15 protein-coding genes are annotated in these 15,727 nt (G+C 48.8%); all 15 read right to left on the bottom strand.

Translation table 11 applies throughout. The features are described 5' to 3' along the window. Positions 1-92: 92 nt before the first annotated feature. The 15 genes from DCMF_RS08885 to DCMF_RS08955 all read right to left on the bottom strand — a co-directional run bounded on the left by DCMF_RS08885 (position 93) and on the right by DCMF_RS08955 (position 15,647). On the bottom strand, positions 93-1,382 hold the full coding sequence (locus tag DCMF_RS08885; protein WP_148134098.1) for a solute carrier family 23 protein: 1,290 nt from the start codon (positions 1,380-1,382) through the stop codon (positions 93-95). A 104-nt stretch (positions 1,383-1,486) separates the two neighbouring features. Beyond that, on the bottom strand, positions 1,487-2,044 hold the full coding sequence (gene pyrR / locus DCMF_RS08890) for a bifunctional pyr operon transcriptional regulator/uracil phosphoribosyltransferase PyrR (protein WP_148134099.1): 558 nt from the start codon (positions 2,042-2,044) through the stop codon (positions 1,487-1,489). 196 nt (positions 2,045-2,240) lie between these two features. Then, positions 2,241-3,167 carry an RluA family pseudouridine synthase gene (locus tag DCMF_RS08895; protein ID WP_148134100.1) on the bottom strand — a complete coding sequence of 309 codons (927 nt, stop codon included), beginning with the start codon at positions 3,165-3,167 and terminating at the stop codon, positions 2,241-2,243. 22 nt (positions 3,168-3,189) lie between these two features. Next, a complete protein-coding gene (gene lspA / locus DCMF_RS08900) occupies positions 3,190-3,639 on the bottom strand; it encodes a signal peptidase II (protein ID WP_214659209.1) in 450 nt (149 codons plus the stop codon). 387 nt (positions 3,640-4,026) lie between these two features. Then, positions 4,027-4,731: a TraR/DksA C4-type zinc finger protein gene (locus DCMF_RS08905; RefSeq protein WP_148134102.1), complete on the bottom strand. Its 705-nt coding sequence runs from the start codon at positions 4,729-4,731 to the stop codon at positions 4,027-4,029. 57 nt (positions 4,732-4,788) lie between these two features. Next, a complete protein-coding gene (locus DCMF_RS08910) occupies positions 4,789-5,028 on the bottom strand; it encodes a DUF5665 domain-containing protein (RefSeq protein WP_236860319.1) in 240 nt (79 codons plus the stop codon). Between the two features lie 380 nt (positions 5,029-5,408). After that, the gene (locus DCMF_RS08915) at positions 5,409-6,839 is read right to left on the bottom strand and encodes a sodium:solute symporter family protein (protein ID WP_148134104.1); all 1,431 of its coding nucleotides are present in this window, start codon (positions 6,837-6,839) and stop codon (positions 5,409-5,411) included. 62 nt (positions 6,840-6,901) lie between these two features. Then, a complete protein-coding gene (locus DCMF_RS08920) occupies positions 6,902-7,414 on the bottom strand; it encodes a hypothetical protein (RefSeq protein ID WP_148134105.1) in 513 nt (170 codons plus the stop codon). A 21-nt stretch (positions 7,415-7,435) separates the two neighbouring features. Then, positions 7,436-8,242, bottom strand: a complete 807-nt coding sequence (locus DCMF_RS08925; RefSeq protein ID WP_148134106.1) for a BtpA/SgcQ family protein — start codon at positions 8,240-8,242, stop codon at positions 7,436-7,438. Positions 8,243-8,254: 12 nt separating this feature from the next. Further along, a complete protein-coding gene (locus tag DCMF_RS08930) occupies positions 8,255-9,340 on the bottom strand; it encodes a M42 family metallopeptidase (RefSeq protein ID WP_148134107.1) in 1,086 nt (361 codons plus the stop codon). Positions 9,341-9,362: 22 nt separating this feature from the next. After that, positions 9,363-10,877 (bottom strand): FGGY-family carbohydrate kinase, encoded by a 1,515-nt coding sequence (locus tag DCMF_RS08935; protein WP_148134108.1) that lies wholly within the window; start codon positions 10,875-10,877, stop codon positions 9,363-9,365. 61 nt (positions 10,878-10,938) lie between these two features. Further along, entirely contained in the window at positions 10,939-11,700 is a 762-nt protein-coding gene (locus DCMF_RS08940) for a DeoR/GlpR family DNA-binding transcription regulator (protein WP_148134109.1), read from the bottom strand. A gap of 257 nt (positions 11,701-11,957) precedes the next feature. Continuing rightward, complete coding sequence (locus DCMF_RS08945; RefSeq protein WP_148134110.1) at positions 11,958-13,217, bottom strand: branched-chain amino acid ABC transporter permease; 1,260 nt, start codon at positions 13,215-13,217, stop codon at positions 11,958-11,960. A 23-nt stretch (positions 13,218-13,240) separates the two neighbouring features. Beyond that, positions 13,241-14,206 carry a branched-chain amino acid ABC transporter permease gene (locus DCMF_RS08950; protein ID WP_148134111.1) on the bottom strand — a complete coding sequence of 322 codons (966 nt, stop codon included), beginning with the start codon at positions 14,204-14,206 and terminating at the stop codon, positions 13,241-13,243. A gap of 229 nt (positions 14,207-14,435) precedes the next feature. Continuing rightward, positions 14,436-15,647: a branched-chain amino acid ABC transporter substrate-binding protein gene (locus tag DCMF_RS08955; RefSeq protein WP_148134112.1), complete on the bottom strand. Its 1,212-nt coding sequence runs from the start codon at positions 15,645-15,647 to the stop codon at positions 14,436-14,438. Positions 15,648-15,727: the final 80 nt, after the last annotated feature.

Raw genomic sequence — 15,727 nt, forward strand, 5'->3', positions numbered from 1 at the left:
TTACCTTTTGCCTCCTGAACGCGAGGCCCCCGAATAGTTATTATGACCAATACTTCCCCATTTGTTTTCCGAACATAAATCTTTTTTCGCCCTTAGGATTCTTGGGGCAGAACCAAGTTCAAAAGGATGCCGGCCAGCGTGGCATAGCCGACTTTTCCCGTGCCCACTCCCAGAATCAGGATCACGGCCACAATGATCAAATTGCGCGTAGACGATAAGTCTGATTTGGCTTCAATCATGGTTCGGATCCCTGCCGCAGCAATCATGCCGAAGAGCAGGATGCAGATCCCTCCCATCACGGCAAGGGGAATGGTGCTTAAAGCAGCAGAAAGTTTACCAATCAAACTCAAGCAAATGGCGATCACTGCGGCGATCCGGATCACCCAGGAGCTGTAAACCTTGGTAATCGCCAGGACACCGATATTCTCTCCGTATGTGGTGGCGGGAGGGCCCCCAAAGAAGGCGGCTACCACCGTAGCCAACCCATTTCCTAAAAGCACCCGGTCAAAACCGGGATTCTTAATCAAGTCTTTTTCCGTCACATTGCCAATCACAAAAATGTGGCCCAGGTCTTCAATAATGGAAACAAAGGCAATGGGCGCAATGGCGAGCAGGGCCGCCGCCGTAAACTGGGGAACAGGAAGATGAAAAGAGGCAAAGGAAAAGACCTGTCCGGCAAACTCGTGGGCATATTGGGCGGTGGGATTGGCCAGCCAGGCAGCTTCCAAAATAGGCTTCACATCCAAAAGCCGGAGATCGGGAGCAGCAAGGCCCCAGGCTTGAAGTTGAGGAAGAAAACCGCCATATTGAACGATGATGGAGAAAAGATACCCGGACAAGATGCCTAACAAGATGGGGATTACCTTAAGCATTCCTTTGCCCAGGATGCTGAAAAAAACAGCCGCCAGCAGCGTAAAGGAGGCTATCGCCCAGTTTGTGGAGGCCATATCGGCCACCGCCGTTTTGGCCAGGGCAAGTCCGATAATGATCACCACCGGTCCCACCACCACACTGGGCACATAACGGTTGATAAAGTCCGTGCCGAACACTTTGATCACCAGATAAATGGTTACATATACCAAACCGGCAATGATCGCTCCGCCCATCGCCTCTCCCAGGGAATGCTTTTCCGTGACATAAAGCGCAAGGGGAGCAATAAAAGCGAAGGAGGATCCTAAGTAAGCCGGAACCTTTCCTTTGGTAAAAAAGTGAAAAATCAGGGTGGCGATGCCGGAGGTAAGAAGGGCTACTGCCGGAGACAGTCCCGTAAGGTAGGGAACCAGGACCGTAGCACCAAACATGGCAAAGACATGCTGTACCGCCAGGGGCAACGCTTTGAACAGAGATAGTCTTTCATCAATTTGCACAATTTGTTTACTCATTTCGCAGCCTCCATATTTTAAATATAAAAAAACCCTTACCGTGATTACGATAAGGGCCAAAAACCGCTTCCCGACCTCGCCCTTATCAGCCTCACTGGACTGATTTAAAGTTTTTCGTCGGCAATCTCCTGAATAATGACTTTATCTTCTTTGTCTATTTCCCCTACATAAACCGAAACAATTTCTTTTAACGAAGTAGGAACATTCTTTCCTACGTAATCGGGCCTGATGGGTAATTCCCGATGGCCCCGGTCCACCAGCACCGCCAGTTGAATGCTGGCCGGGCGCCCCAGTTCGAAAATCGCATCCAGAGCAGCCCGCGTAGTTCGTCCGGTAAACAATACATCGTCCACTAAAATCACCGTTTTACCGGAAACCGGGAAAGAGACATCCGTATGGCTTACCACCGGTTGACCGGAAGAGAGGGCCAAATCATCCCGGTGCAAGGTAATATCAACGACCCCAATGGGAAGATCTTTCCCTTCGATTTCCTTAACCTTTCGGGTCAGTCTCTCTGCCAAAGGAACCCCCCGGGACCGGATGCCGATAAAACAGAGGTTTTCCACCCCATTGTTTCTTTCAATTATCTCATGGGCGATTCGGGTCAGGGCCCGCCTCATGGCATCTTTATCCATAATTTGTGTTTTTTCAATTAATTTCATCGTTTTCACCTGATCAAAAGGTTAAAATGAAAAACCTGCTTATACTAGGCTAAGCAGGTTGATATACCGCACCAAACTACAGTGGAATATGTCTTCCTTCATAGCCTCTCCGGACTATCTTAAAGGTAAGTTTTTGATCGGTTTTATTTTACAGGAAAAAAGGACTGCCGTCAATGCTTTATTTGCATAAAGTGTTTTATTTTTTTACCTGATGATTTCGTAAGTCCTGGAGCAATTCTTGAAAGTATGGGGGCAAAGGAGCTTCAAACTCCATATAGGCTCCGGACCGGGGATGATGAAAGCCTAACACCCGGGCGTGCAGCGCCTGACCTTTCAGGTCTAAATTCCCTTTGCGCGGCCCGTACAGGGGGTCTCCCACGACCGGGTAGCCTAAATAACTCATATGAACCCTGATTTGGTGGGTCCGGCCTGTTTCTAATCTGGCTTCGATCAAGGTATATTCGGAGAATCTTTCCAGGACCTTGTAATGGGTGACGGCCCGCTTGGAATTTTTCAGCACAACGGCCATTTTTTTTCGGTGCACCGGGTGCCGTCCGATGGGCGCATCGATCACGCCCGCCGGCTCCGCCACGGTTCCGTGTACGAGGGCATTGTAAACTCGGGTAATCGCATGGTCTTTGATCTGTTTTGCCAGGTTCATATGGGCAAAATCATTTTTCGCCACCATCAAAAGTCCGGAGGTATCTTTATCGATGCGGTGAACGATTCCCGGCCGCATCACCCCGTTGATTCCCGACAAGTCCGTACAGTGATGCAGGAGGGCGTTCACCAGGGTGCCCTGATAATTTCCCGCCGCCGGATGAACCACCATCCCTTGGGGTTTATTGACCACAATCAGGTCCTGATCTTCAAAAAGAACCTCAAAGGGAATCTCTTGGGCCGCCAGCTGCAGTTGTTCAGGTTGGGGGATGCCGATGAGAATTTCATCCCCCTCTGCCACGGCATAATTGGGTTTCACGGTTTTTCCGTTTACCAGCACTTCCCCGTCTTTGATCAGCTTTTGGATCCGGGAGCGGGAAAGATCGCTCACTTTATCTGCCAAATAGAGATCGATGCGGATCCCCAGCTCCGCACCGGTTGCCTGAAAAATTGTCTCAGTCAAGAAACATCACCATTTTCTCCCTTTACTTATCACCACGGCTGCGTAAATCCTGCCGGATCAGTTGCCAGCAGATCAGCGCCACCCCAACCACGATGGCGGAATCCGCCAAATTAAACACGGGCCAAATCCGAAAGTCCAGGAAATCCACCACTTCCCCAAAACGAATCCGGTCAATCAAATTTCCTACCGCCCCGCCCAGCATCAGCGCGATGCCCAGACGCAGCCAAATTTTTTCCCGTTCCACCCGGTAATAAAAAAAGATGGCGACAGCCGCAGCCAGAAGGGTAATGGCAATAAAAACGGGAGTTTGATTGGGCAGCAGGCTGAAGGCGGCTCCGGGATTGCGCACATATGTTAAGTGAAAAATATTATCGATCAAAGGTATCGTCTGCATTTCGGCCATTTGGGACCGGACCAGAAATTTGCTGCCCTGATCGATGATAATCACCGCTAATGCCACAGCTATGAGCATGATCTGTCTCCTCTATTGTTTCCAATTTGCATCTATCTTAACATACAACAACCCCTTTTCACAAGCTTGGGAAAAGGAAATTCGGAGACGGTTCTTGGAGGAAATTCAGGGACGGTTCTTGAATTGAATTTTAGTTTAAATTATGCTTAAAGCCCATAAAATAAAAAAAGTATGGCCTTTTATGGTGTTATTTAATCATTAGACTAAACAAACCAGGAAGGTCACACTTTACTTTATGATCACAACATTGATGATGGATTGTTAATGTCTCAAGAATTAGGATGTCTTTCTGCTCTATTAACAGGTCCTCATGATTACTTCTGTTAACCGGCATTGCGGGATGGTCCATTTTTCCGGCTACACCTGTCTAAGAGGCTATTGATATGCTCAGTCTCCCGCCTCATCACGCCTGCCCTTATATCCCGACCGGAAATCCTTATAGGCCATGCCATCCTTGGACCGATAATACGCCACGTTATCTACGTCATCTACAGCACCCACATCTTCATCCCAATCGTCATAAACATTCGGGTACTGGGCGCCGGATTCCGCCAGATCCTGGGGAGAATCGGCCGTACCGAAACGGGCTACCGCCTGCCAGGCATCTTCCCCGTCAAAAACCGGCTGGTTGTCCTGATCCCCAAATTTTCTATCATAAGAATAGTCCCGCTGTTCGCCAAAAGGCGGCCGGATCACTTCTTCCTCAATGGGCCGGGGTGTCCGGTCGGCTACCTCTTCCGCTTTCTTACAGGCCATGCATAAATTCGCGGAAGGCATCGCCTCTAACCGTTCTTGAGGGATGGGTCTGCCGCATTGATCACAAAGACCATAGGAATGGTCTTCTATTTTGTGTAAAGCCCTCTCCACATGGTTTAATTGGATTTCCGCATTGTCCCTCAAAGACAGGTCCTTTCCTCTTTCAAACAACTCATCTCCGATATCCGCCGGATGGTTATCATACATCGACAGTTCACCAATAGATTCTCTCATGGGATCATGAAGTCCCTGGTTCAGCCCCTCAATTCTCTCCAACAGTTCTTGTTTTTCCTTTAACAGACGATCACGGAAGCCCTGTTGCCGTTCTGTGTCCACTTTGTTACCCTCCTCCAGCACCTTATCGGTTAAGGCTTACCGGAGCTCCCGGTACATTTAGGGCCTTAACCCTTTACTTTCCTGGACATATTTTAGTAATTCCGCAATAAAATCCCCCACCAGGGGCAGGTTTAAGCCTACCAGTCGCTGCAGAATGAGAAAGGCAATGGCCCCTAAAAGGGTAAAACCGACGGCCATGCCAAATCCCCGGGAAATACCGGCAATAAAGTTAATAAAGATCAATTTCCGGGGGTTATTGAGTAATTCGATGTACTCGGCTAATTTCATCTTTTCCATATAAATGGAAAGTTTGTCTAGCTTCTTCTCAAGGGAATCCGTCACTTCCCTGAAACCTCCTCTACCCTTTATTAGGTTTTCCTGTAATAAAGTAAATTATGTCGGCAAAATCAATACCCATGTATTACTATCGTACCCTAAATAAAGGGAAAGGATCAACCAAAACCTTTCTTATTTTTCTGTAAAAAAAATGAGTCAAGTACGCCTTGACCCATTTTTATCCTCGATGATCCGATGATGATTCGATTCTGCCGCCCATCCCAGGAGAGCTGCTCTCAATTTCCAGTACCTGCCAGGTACCCTTGCTAGCCATCCTGGAAGATCTATACCCGTACCATAAAAACAGCGGATATAGATAGAGAAAAGTAATTCCCGGGATGTTAAAAGGCTTCAAAAGATGAAACCACCTCAAGCTTCTCTTGCCCAGGTGGGGCAGTCAACAGCGAAACCACCACATAAACCACCAGAGATGCCAAAGCACCGCAAATGTTAGGGTAAATTAAACCAAATAATCCAGGAACCTGCCCATATATCCAAAAATTAGAAACAAGGGCCATAATAGAGCCTACAATAAAGCCGCTGATCGCTCCCGCGGCATTGCCTCGCTTCCAGAACAGGCCGACTAACAGAGGGAACAAGATACCTGCACCGTAAATGAGCGATGACAGCACAAGCACCTCGATGACATTGCTCATAAAAAAAGACATGGTAAGGGAAATGCCGGCGACAGCCGCGGTGGCAATCCTCGTAACCATTAGATAGTGGGCGTCTTTCGCATCTTTTTTGATCAGGCGCTTGTAAATGTCCACCGTAAACATCGTCGAGCAGGCCGTAAGGCATGAGTCGGCAGTAGACATAGCAGCCGCAAACAAACCTGCCATAGCCAAAATGGACACGCCAAAGGGGACAACATCTCTCAGCACATATGTATAAGCAAGATCGGCGTTTTCAAGACCCGGGAACAGAATAGAAGCGCACATGCCGATCATCGCGTCAATGATCCCGAACACCAGCCATGCTCCTGCGGTAAACAGAAAGGCATTTCTGGCCACAGTGGGGTTTTTCGCGGCAAAAATTCTCTGCAGATAGTGCTGGTTGGTGCCGTAAAGAATAAAGCAAAGCGCGATCCAGCCCAGCGGCTCGGAAATTCCCAGGGCCCCTATATCAAAAGCCGAGGCCGGCAGCGTGGATTCCACCGTGGACCATCCGCCCACCGCCTTAAGACAGTATGGAAGTGCCACGATAATACTGAACATCAGAATGAAGAACTGCAAGACATCGGCGTATTCCACCGCTCTCAGACCGCCCATCACCGCATAAGCGACAAATACGACGGTCGTGATCAGGACACAAAAGGTCTGGGATAACCCTGTCATGGTGTTCATGACATAAGATACCGCAAGGGTTTCTGCGGTAATACCGACGCCGATGGAAATAATATGCAATATCGCTGCCACGGTGCGCAGTGTGGGATTATAGCGTCTTTCCAGAAATTCCGAACCTGTGGTGAGATTTGCGATACGTAACCTGCCTACTACAAAAATACCCAGAATGATAAATGGCGGGATCGCTACCCATCCCCATAGACCGCCGGCAATCCCCACACTATAGGCGAGTCCGCAGATACCGATAACCCCGGAAACGGCCATATCCGTGGCGGCTGTAGAGAGTGCGGTGGGCAAGAACCCCATCTCCCGTCCGGCGATATGGAAATCTTCGCTGGTTTTCACCTTCCTCTGAGTGATCCTGCCGATGATAATATAGATCGCAAAAAAAGCCACCATTGCCATAATCATGATCGTGCTTTGCATCTTCTAACCCCTCTTTCTAATCACATTCCTACTCCTCTCTGGGTAAAGCGGTATGCAAGATGTTAACTCCGCCGCACGGATTTTATGCTGTACTGGTCCGAGGGAACATAGATAAATTCTTCCCCTTTGCCATTTTTGATCCCAACGGCGTAAAAACACCGGTAGATCTTTGTAAAACAGGTAAATTCACACGCGGGGTAGTATCTATGCTTTCTAAACAGATATGTCATCGCGCTGTTTCTACATTCCGACTTCAGCTGTTGCTCCGACAGTTCCCGCTCATAAATTTCACATCCGGTCAGATCACAGGAAACCGTTTTAAAGTCGATGCCGGTCTCAACCGGAATAGCCTTCATTGTCACGGTATCCATGAGATATTTGATCTGGACTATCTCACGGCCGCCTTTTGTCTTAATGGCAGCGGCGGAATCGACAATGTAGTATGCCCGGAACACCTTTTTCACCACTCCGGTTGTCCGGCATGCTTTTTTCTGCCAAAAACCGAGGGTACCCACAGCAATCCGTACCGCTTCCAATTCGTCTATTTCAGGTTTTAAAACAACGACGCCCGGCATCCTCTTTCCCTCCGCAAGGAATCAGTTTCTAAAGCTCTTCACCTTTTCCATGAACCTTTTGACCTGTCCTTCGTCCACAAGGTTTTCGAACTTGCCGTCTATCTTGAAGGCTGTGCCCACTACAGCGCCATCTGCGCTGGCGAGCTGTTGTTCGATGTTATCATGCCGGACACCGGTATTGGCAAATACCGGTGTCGCACCGGCCACCTTTTTTACCCGGCGCAGCGTGTCGATACTGGTCTCGCTCCCTGCCGTTAATCCGGATACACACAGCACGTCCGGCCTGCAGTTAAATATCGTACCCTGTACAATCTCTTCAATATCTCTTTGGGCAAGATATTTTGCTGCTTCCGGAACGATATTAAAAAGCTTTAAAATGGGGTGGGCATCAATTGCCTTTGCGTGACGGAAGGTATCCCCGCAGTCTGTATTCCAAAGACCGAAATCCGAAGCATAAACGCCGGTGAAAATCTCGCGAACAAATTTGGCCCCGGTGACAGTCGCTAAAGTGATGCTGGCTTTGGGATCCCAGAGCACGTTCACTCCGTACGGCACAGAAATCTCTTTCCTCAGCTCGCCAATGATCCGCGCCATCGCAGCAACAGTTTCTGTTCTTACCTTTGTGAGATAGGGCAGGCTAAACTCATTGGAAAACATCACCGCATCAACGCCGCCATTCTGCAGGGCATGCAAATCATGTCTTGCCTTCTCAATGACGTCGTCCATGCCCTTGTCCTTGTCGTAATACGGATCACCGGGCAAAGCCTGCAAATGACACATGGCTATCACCGGTTTGTTCGTTCCAAAATATTGGGGCAAAACTTCCACATTGTCATCTCCCTACCTGGTAAATATGGTATTTTTATTAATTCTGGTCACGGCCGCGGTCAGAAAGATACTGGTCATCTGTACATCGGCAAGATCACAGGTCTCTACAGGTGAATGGAAATACCGTGCAGGCACACCGATATCCACACAGATCGCACCCTCACCCTCCAGCTGTACATAAGCAAGATCTGTCAAGCCTCCTATCGCCGCCTCTTTTTGGATAGGTATCTTTTCCCAATCTGCCACCTGTTTGAGATATCTCACCAGCCCCGGATGAGGGATCGTTCCGTTGAGCGTGCCCCGTCCGTGGAAGTTATACAGAATAATTACCGGCCCTCCACCCATTGACACATCGCCCTTGCCTGTCAAATCGGGCGTATGGGTATCAAGGGCCACGTCGACACAAATGGCGATATCCGGCTTTATCTTTCGTGCCGCCATCATGCCACCGCGCAGGTTGTATTCCTCCTGCACGGTACCGACCAGATAAACCGTTGTCTCGGGCGGGGTCTCCTTAAGCCGGTACGCCATATCGGCCAGCACGGCGGTAGCGCACCGATTGTCAAGGGAAGTTGCCACAACCCTTGTTCCCTGCAGCCGATCATAGCTGGGATAATATACCACCGGCGCACCGATATCAATTCCTAAATCCAGCACCTGCTGCTTGGATCGGGCACCGATATCCACAAAAAGATCCTGATATCTTTCCACGCTGTATTTTTCTTCAGGCAAAGTGGCATGGTGGGCTTTTACGCCTATCAATCCGGGGATCATCTCTCCCTTTTCATTCTGGATCTGAACTTTAAGCCCCGGCAACACCTTCTCCGGTATTCCTCCCACCCGTTCAAGGAGAATAAAACCGCCCTCATCGATTTTACGCACCATGAAACCCACCTGATCCATATGGGCAAACACCATCACGGTAGGTCCGTCCTGGCTTTTTCCCGCCACCTTGGCGATGACATTTCCAAAGACATCCTCTGCTGTCTCATAGCCAAGCGCGTCAAACAGGTCTTTCAGGTATTTTGCCATCTTCTGCTCGTGTCCGCACAATGCAGGTATCAGTGACATCTCTCGGACTAGTTTTTCTACCCTCATAGCCCCACCACACTCCCTTTCCTTATTTAAGATGCATTAACTGTTTATTTACCTGATATAAGCCGTTGTAAATCTTACGATTTACCGCATAACGGGCGCTAGTCTGGTGGTCCGGTACCGTCCTGGATCTGATTTTTATCCATTTTTTCAGCTCCTTTGGCTCAAGGGCGCCCAGAGCAAGCGCGGCAATCATGGCGTCTCCGTAAGAGGCCCCCTGCAAAACCTGAGGTATGTGCTGTTCCAACCCGCAAATATCGGATACCATCTGCATCCATGCGCTGTTTCTCGCTCCTCCGCCCACTGCCGTGGCCCCTTCAATTTTCAGACCGCTCTTGCGGTACAGCGCAAGACATTGTTCAATGCCAAAGGCAATGCCTTCAAGGGCGGCTCTAAAAATATGTCCTTTGGTATGGGAAAGCTTGAGACCGAAGATGATCCCCTTGGCATCAGGATCACAAACCGGCATCCGCTCTCCGTAAAAATAAGGCAGCACAACCACGCCATCCGACCCGGGCGGAACGGACCGGATCATATCGAACAGCCTGTCATAAGCGTTTTCCCCACCTCTTTCTTCCGCTTCAACCAGCTCTGCGGCAAGGTTATCCCTGATCCATCGTGTCAGTGAACCGGAGGTAGCCGTTCCGGCGCAAAGACCGGTCAACCCTTTCACGACGTAAGGAGCGATAGAAAGAGAAGTCTTTGCGGGTGGTTTGTCGCTTAGGTACAAAATGTATATGGTAGAACCGTACATAATCATCATATCTCCCGGCTCCATTACGCCCACGCTCAGCGCTTCCGCACCGGCATCAGTGGTTCCGCAGGCCACGGGAGTCCCCGCACCGAGACCTGTCTGTTCTGCAGCCGCTTTCGTGACATATCCTATAATGTCTGTAGCGGCGGCAAGCCGGGGCAATTGTTCCTGGGGAACGACATAACCGCACATCTCTGGGCTCCAATCCAACCGATCATAATTAAACAATGGATGGGCGCCGGAAGCGGAGTAATAATCCACCACATTATTGCCTGTCAGCCTCGCGTTTAAAAAGCTCTGGGAAATTGTGAAGCATGCGGTGCGCCGATAGATATCCGGCTCATTGTTCTTTATCCACAACATCTTAGGCCCATAGCTTTCGTGAGACAATGCCTCTTTACAGTTCTCCAAAATACGGTCCTGCCCTATCACACCGTTAAGATACTCGATTTCCTTAGAGCACCGGGTATCTATGCCGTACAGGAGGGCATTCCGGAGCGGGATAAATTTTTTATCCACCGGAATAATTCCCGCTGCTACTGTGCTGCAGCAAATCCCTTTCAGGCCGGATCGCTCTATACCAGTATCTTTTAACAGTCCCTTGGTAATTTCGCACAGGCCTTCCCACCAATCCTGGTGCGGATCGTGCTCTGCCCAACCCGGATTAGGCGTGAGCAAGCGGTGATCGGAGACCCGGGAAGCGATCACGTCTCCCGCTAAGTTACAGATCACGCCTTTTGTCTGGTAAGTCCCAATATCCACTCCCATCACATAATCCCTTGACATGCATCAACTCACTCCCGCCATATATCCCGTTTACATGTGGGATCCCCGCATGCTCCCTGCATCAACCGGTGATATAGATTGCTATGCCTTTAGCCTCCAGGGCCTCCCGCGTATTGTGATCAATCTGGTCTGTGATCAGGCTGTGAATACAGTCCAGATCGCAGATCTTCACAAATACTCTTTTGTTGAACTTGCTGCTGTCAGTGACGAGAATAACATGGTTAGCCGCCGCTATCATCAACTTTTTCACGCCAACCTCACGAATAATGGTATTGGACAATCCAAAATCCACATCTAAAGCATCACAGCCCAGAAAAACTTTGTTTACCTTTATCTTCCTCAAGAATTCTTCCGTGTCCGTACCGATCAAGGTATAGACTGATTTCTCCAGCTCACCGCCGGTCATGATCAGGTTGATGTTGGACATCCGGGCTGCTTCAAAGCCTATCTTCACATCATTCGTGATCACAGTGATATTTTTACTCTTGATTTTTTTGATGATTTCAAAGGTGGTCGAACCAGCATCAAGAATGATGACATCGTTGTCCTTGATCATTGTGGCCGCCAGCGTACCTATCTTTGCCTTTGCGTCTATGTTGAGCCTAAATTTACTGTGATAGGGTATTTCAAAATTAAGCCTGTCGGCGATGGAAAGCACCCCGCCATGGGTTTTGATGACAAGCCCCTGCTTAGCAAGCTCGTTAATGTCGCTCCTAATGGTGACTTTTGAGGTGCCGAAATACTGGCTTAATTCATCAACAGTGGCTTTTTTATGCTCATTTATATACTCAAGCATTCGCTCATGCCTCTCGATCTGATACATGGGGCACCTCCTATTGCTTCTTTGTGTTTCCTTTATTTTTTTTTACTTTCTTTATCTATCATTATACTTTTTATTGCTTTCTATGTAAATGTCTTTTTCTTTCTTTTGGTTTTGTTTTTTTATATTTTATCTTTATCCTATTTTTATGCGTATCCATACCCATAAATAAAAAATGCCAACCCGCTCAATAGTCAAGCATTCGGATTGGCATTTTACCTGCTTTTCTTGGAAATTTTCCCAGCCCCTCAATAATTCCGTCAAATCCCCTGTTCCGGTGGGTCGGCCACCTGGACAGGACTCTGACACGGTGCCTCAATTGCCTTTTCCCGTTTGATCACATTTTTCTTAAAGACCAGGCAGTAGTTGCGCACCCGTTTGGGGATCAGTCCGGCGGGCCGGACAATCAGCACTGTTAACAGAATTAAACCGTAGACCAATTGCTGAAAGTCAGAAAAAACGCGTAGTTTTTCCGTAATCACGGTGAGGATGAAGGCACCGGTGAGCACACCCACCACATTGTCCATCCCCCCTAAGATGACCATACAAATAATCATCAGAGAACGGGAGAAACCAAAGTCATCCGGCCCTACATAGCTGGTATAGCTGCCATAAAGGTTGCCGGCAACACCGCAGAAAATCGCCCCGATCACAAAGGCAAAAAGCTTGCGCGCAGTAATATTAATGCCCAGACAATTGGCCGCCACCTCATCCTGAGCGATGGTATTGAGGGCAAGTCCGATGCGGGAAACATAAACACGCATGGCAATATAGGTGAAAAGAATCAGCACCAGCAGGCAAAAATAGAGATAAGGTACTTGGGGCGCCATCTTGATGCCAAGCACGGTATAGCTTTTTACCAGAGAAAGGGAGCCAATGGTCATGGGCTTCACGCCGGTGATTCCATTGGGGCCGCCCAGAAAGGGAATATTAAACAGCACCATGGTAAAGGCCAACTGCAAGGCCATGGTCACCAGGGAAAGATAATAGCTTTTGGTGCGCAAGGTGGGCAGCCCGATTAAGAGGCCCATCAAGCCGGAGAGCACAACAGACCCTGCCAAGCCCAGCCAGGGAGACATACCCAGCTTGGAGGTAAATACGGCCAGCGTATAAGCGCCGATGCCCATAAAGGCGGCAGGGGCAAAGTTTACCATATCGGTAGAACCCATCTGGAAATTCAAGCCGAGCCCGGCCATCCCATAAATGGTAACCATGATGGCAATGTGGGCAATGTAGCGTTTATCCGCCAAAAAAACGGGCAACAGCAGCACAACGATGAGCGCGGAAATCAGGGCGATGGTTTTATAGCGGATAAAAAGGTTAAAGATCTCATTGATCAAGCCTTTTTGATCCATGAACAGCAAGAGGAGAATCGCCGCCACCAGAAAAGCCATGCTCACGGCAAAGTCAGCCACTAAAACCACATAGATCACGGTAAAAATAATGATGTTAATCAAGACGACGCCGATAGGGCTTTTGATCAAGTTTGAAACTGGGCTATTGATATGTTTATCGTTCATGTTTCTTCCTCCCGATTGTTGTCTTACACTTTTTCCACAGTTTTTTCGCCGATAATACCCTCGGGCTTAAAGACGATAAACAAGACAACCACTACGAAAGCGATGATGCTGGAATAAGAGGTGCCGTTAGGTATATAGCCGGAAACAAAAACCTCTACGAAGGCCAAAAGCATCCCGCCCACAACAGCACCATAAATACTTTTTAAGCCGCCGACAACGGCCGCGGAAAAACCCTTGATGCCGTACATGGAACCATTGTCAAAGCGGATAATGGTATTATAAGAGCCGACGAGGAATCCTGCCAGGGACAAAAGAACGCCGCCGATGATGAACGTCAAAAGAATAATCCGGTTCACATTGATCCCAATCATCCGGGACACTTCTTTATTTTGAGAAATCGCCTGCATGGAAAGGCCAATTTTCGTTTTATTCAAGAATAAGAATAAGCCCAGCAACAAAACCAAGGTCACCACAATAATAATGATATTACGCTCTGAGATGGTGCCGTCGGGGGCGATCAGCATCGGCATCGCCTGAGGATTCCGGCCTCCCTGGACCAAAAGAGCGTCTCCGCCGGAGGACACAGCTTGCGCCATAGGATTAACAATGCGCTGAAAGAGCAGGCCCAAGCATTCCTTAATTACTACGCCCAAAGCAATGGTGCTTAAAAGGGGCATCAGGAGAGGAGCATTCTCAAAAGGTTTAATGGAAATCCTGTAGGTTAAAAGCCCAAGACAGGCACAAAGAATTGCGGAAATCAGCAGTAACATCAAAACTACCACATTAAAAGGCAAGGCATGAAAAAGGCCGGCGCTGGCTAAAATGGTATAGGATCCCAAAATGGAGAAGGCGCCGAAGATGGCAATATCACCGCAGCAAAAAACAACGGCGTCCAAGACCCCAAAGAATAGGGAAAAGCCAATCGCGACCAGGGTGTACGTACAGCCAAGCAAAATCGCATTAATAATTTGTCCTAATAATTGCTCCATGATTTGAGTCAACTCCTTAGAGCATGTTGATCAACCCCTGCTTACTTTGTTCAGCTGTCTTTTCCTGCCCGAGCCGGGGTAAGTCCGGTCAGGGCGGTAAAAGCCGGCTGCGCTTAGTGTCTAGGGATCTCTGAACAGTCTCATTTCTTATCGGGCAAAACATAGTAAGTGGGGGGAGCAGATGCCGGGTCTCCCCTGCATCCGCTCCCGGGTTAAATTTAAGCTTTAATTATTTTTTCGGTAAAGCACGGGTGCCGCTGGCATATTCGGAATCTTCATAAGGAATCCATTTTCCGTCCTGCACAACCAGCATATAAGCTGCTACATTATTGGTCTGGCCATATTCGTTAAAGGTGGTGGTACCCATAATGCCGGTGGTTTCGCTGTTTCTGATCGCGTCAACCATGGCTGCGGCAGTAGGTGCGTCACCACATTGCTTTAAGGCATTGAGTAAAATCATGGCAGCTTCATAGGCATAAGGAGTGAAAGCGCCTACAGGCTCCGTATAGCCGCCTTTGGCATAATCATCCAGGAATTTTTGGCCTTCCGGGGATTTGGCGGGATCGATTCCCGGCTTAATCGCCAAAGTGCCTTCTGCGGCTTTTGCCCCAATCTTCAAAAAGTCGTCGGAGTAAATGCCGGAAATACCTGCAAAGACTACATCCTTCATACCGGCTTCATACATTTGGTTTTTCAGCAAGGAAGCTTCCGTGACAACACCGCCGAAGTAAACGGCTTCAGCGCCGGAGCCCTTAATTTTCTGGATGATGGGACGGAAATCAACAGTACCTTCCTGAACTTTCTCCGTGCCCAAAAGCTCGCCGCCCAGATCGGCAATCTTCTTGGTGAAAACAGTGGTATTGGCTTCCCCGTAAGAAGTTACGTCGGAAACAATAAACCATTTTTTGTAGCCCATATCGGTAATCAAGGTTTTGGCCAAAGGCTCATTTTCCTGGGCAGCAGTAGGTGCGGAACGGGTAATATAGGGATAGTTATCCGGAGAGGTCAACCCTTCCTTGATCGCGCCCCAGATTAAAAGGGGAATCTCCGCCTGTTTAAAAATAGGAATCGTCGCTTCCGCCACGCCGGAATTCCAGTGACCGGTAGCGGCCACTACCTGCTCGTCAGCCACAATTTGCTGGGCGCCGGCAGCGCCAACTTCAGGTTTACTGGCATCGTCAATGGTAATGACTTCAATCTTGTACGGGAATTCGCCGGATGCATTGGCAGCATCAATGGCCATCTGGAAAGCATTACGGGCCGCAGCACCTTCAGCCGCATTGGGGCCGGTGATGGGAGAAAGGAATCCCAGCTTCACCACTGCCTGCTCTTCACCACTGCCGCTTTGGCTGCCGCCACAACCGGCCAGGGCAAAGACAGCGGCCACGATGATCATGACGAGTAATAGAGAAAAAATTTTAGCTTTAGTCTTTTTGCACATCTAATTTTTACCTCCAGTGAATAATAAATTTTTTTACCCCCAGCATTTCTAACCCCTGCTCATCTATCTATCTGCTCACT

The sequence above is a fragment of the Candidatus Formimonas warabiya genome (assembly GCF_002777255.1).
Classification (GTDB): domain Bacteria; phylum Bacillota; class Dehalobacteriia; order Dehalobacteriales; family Dehalobacteriaceae; genus Formimonas; species Formimonas warabiya.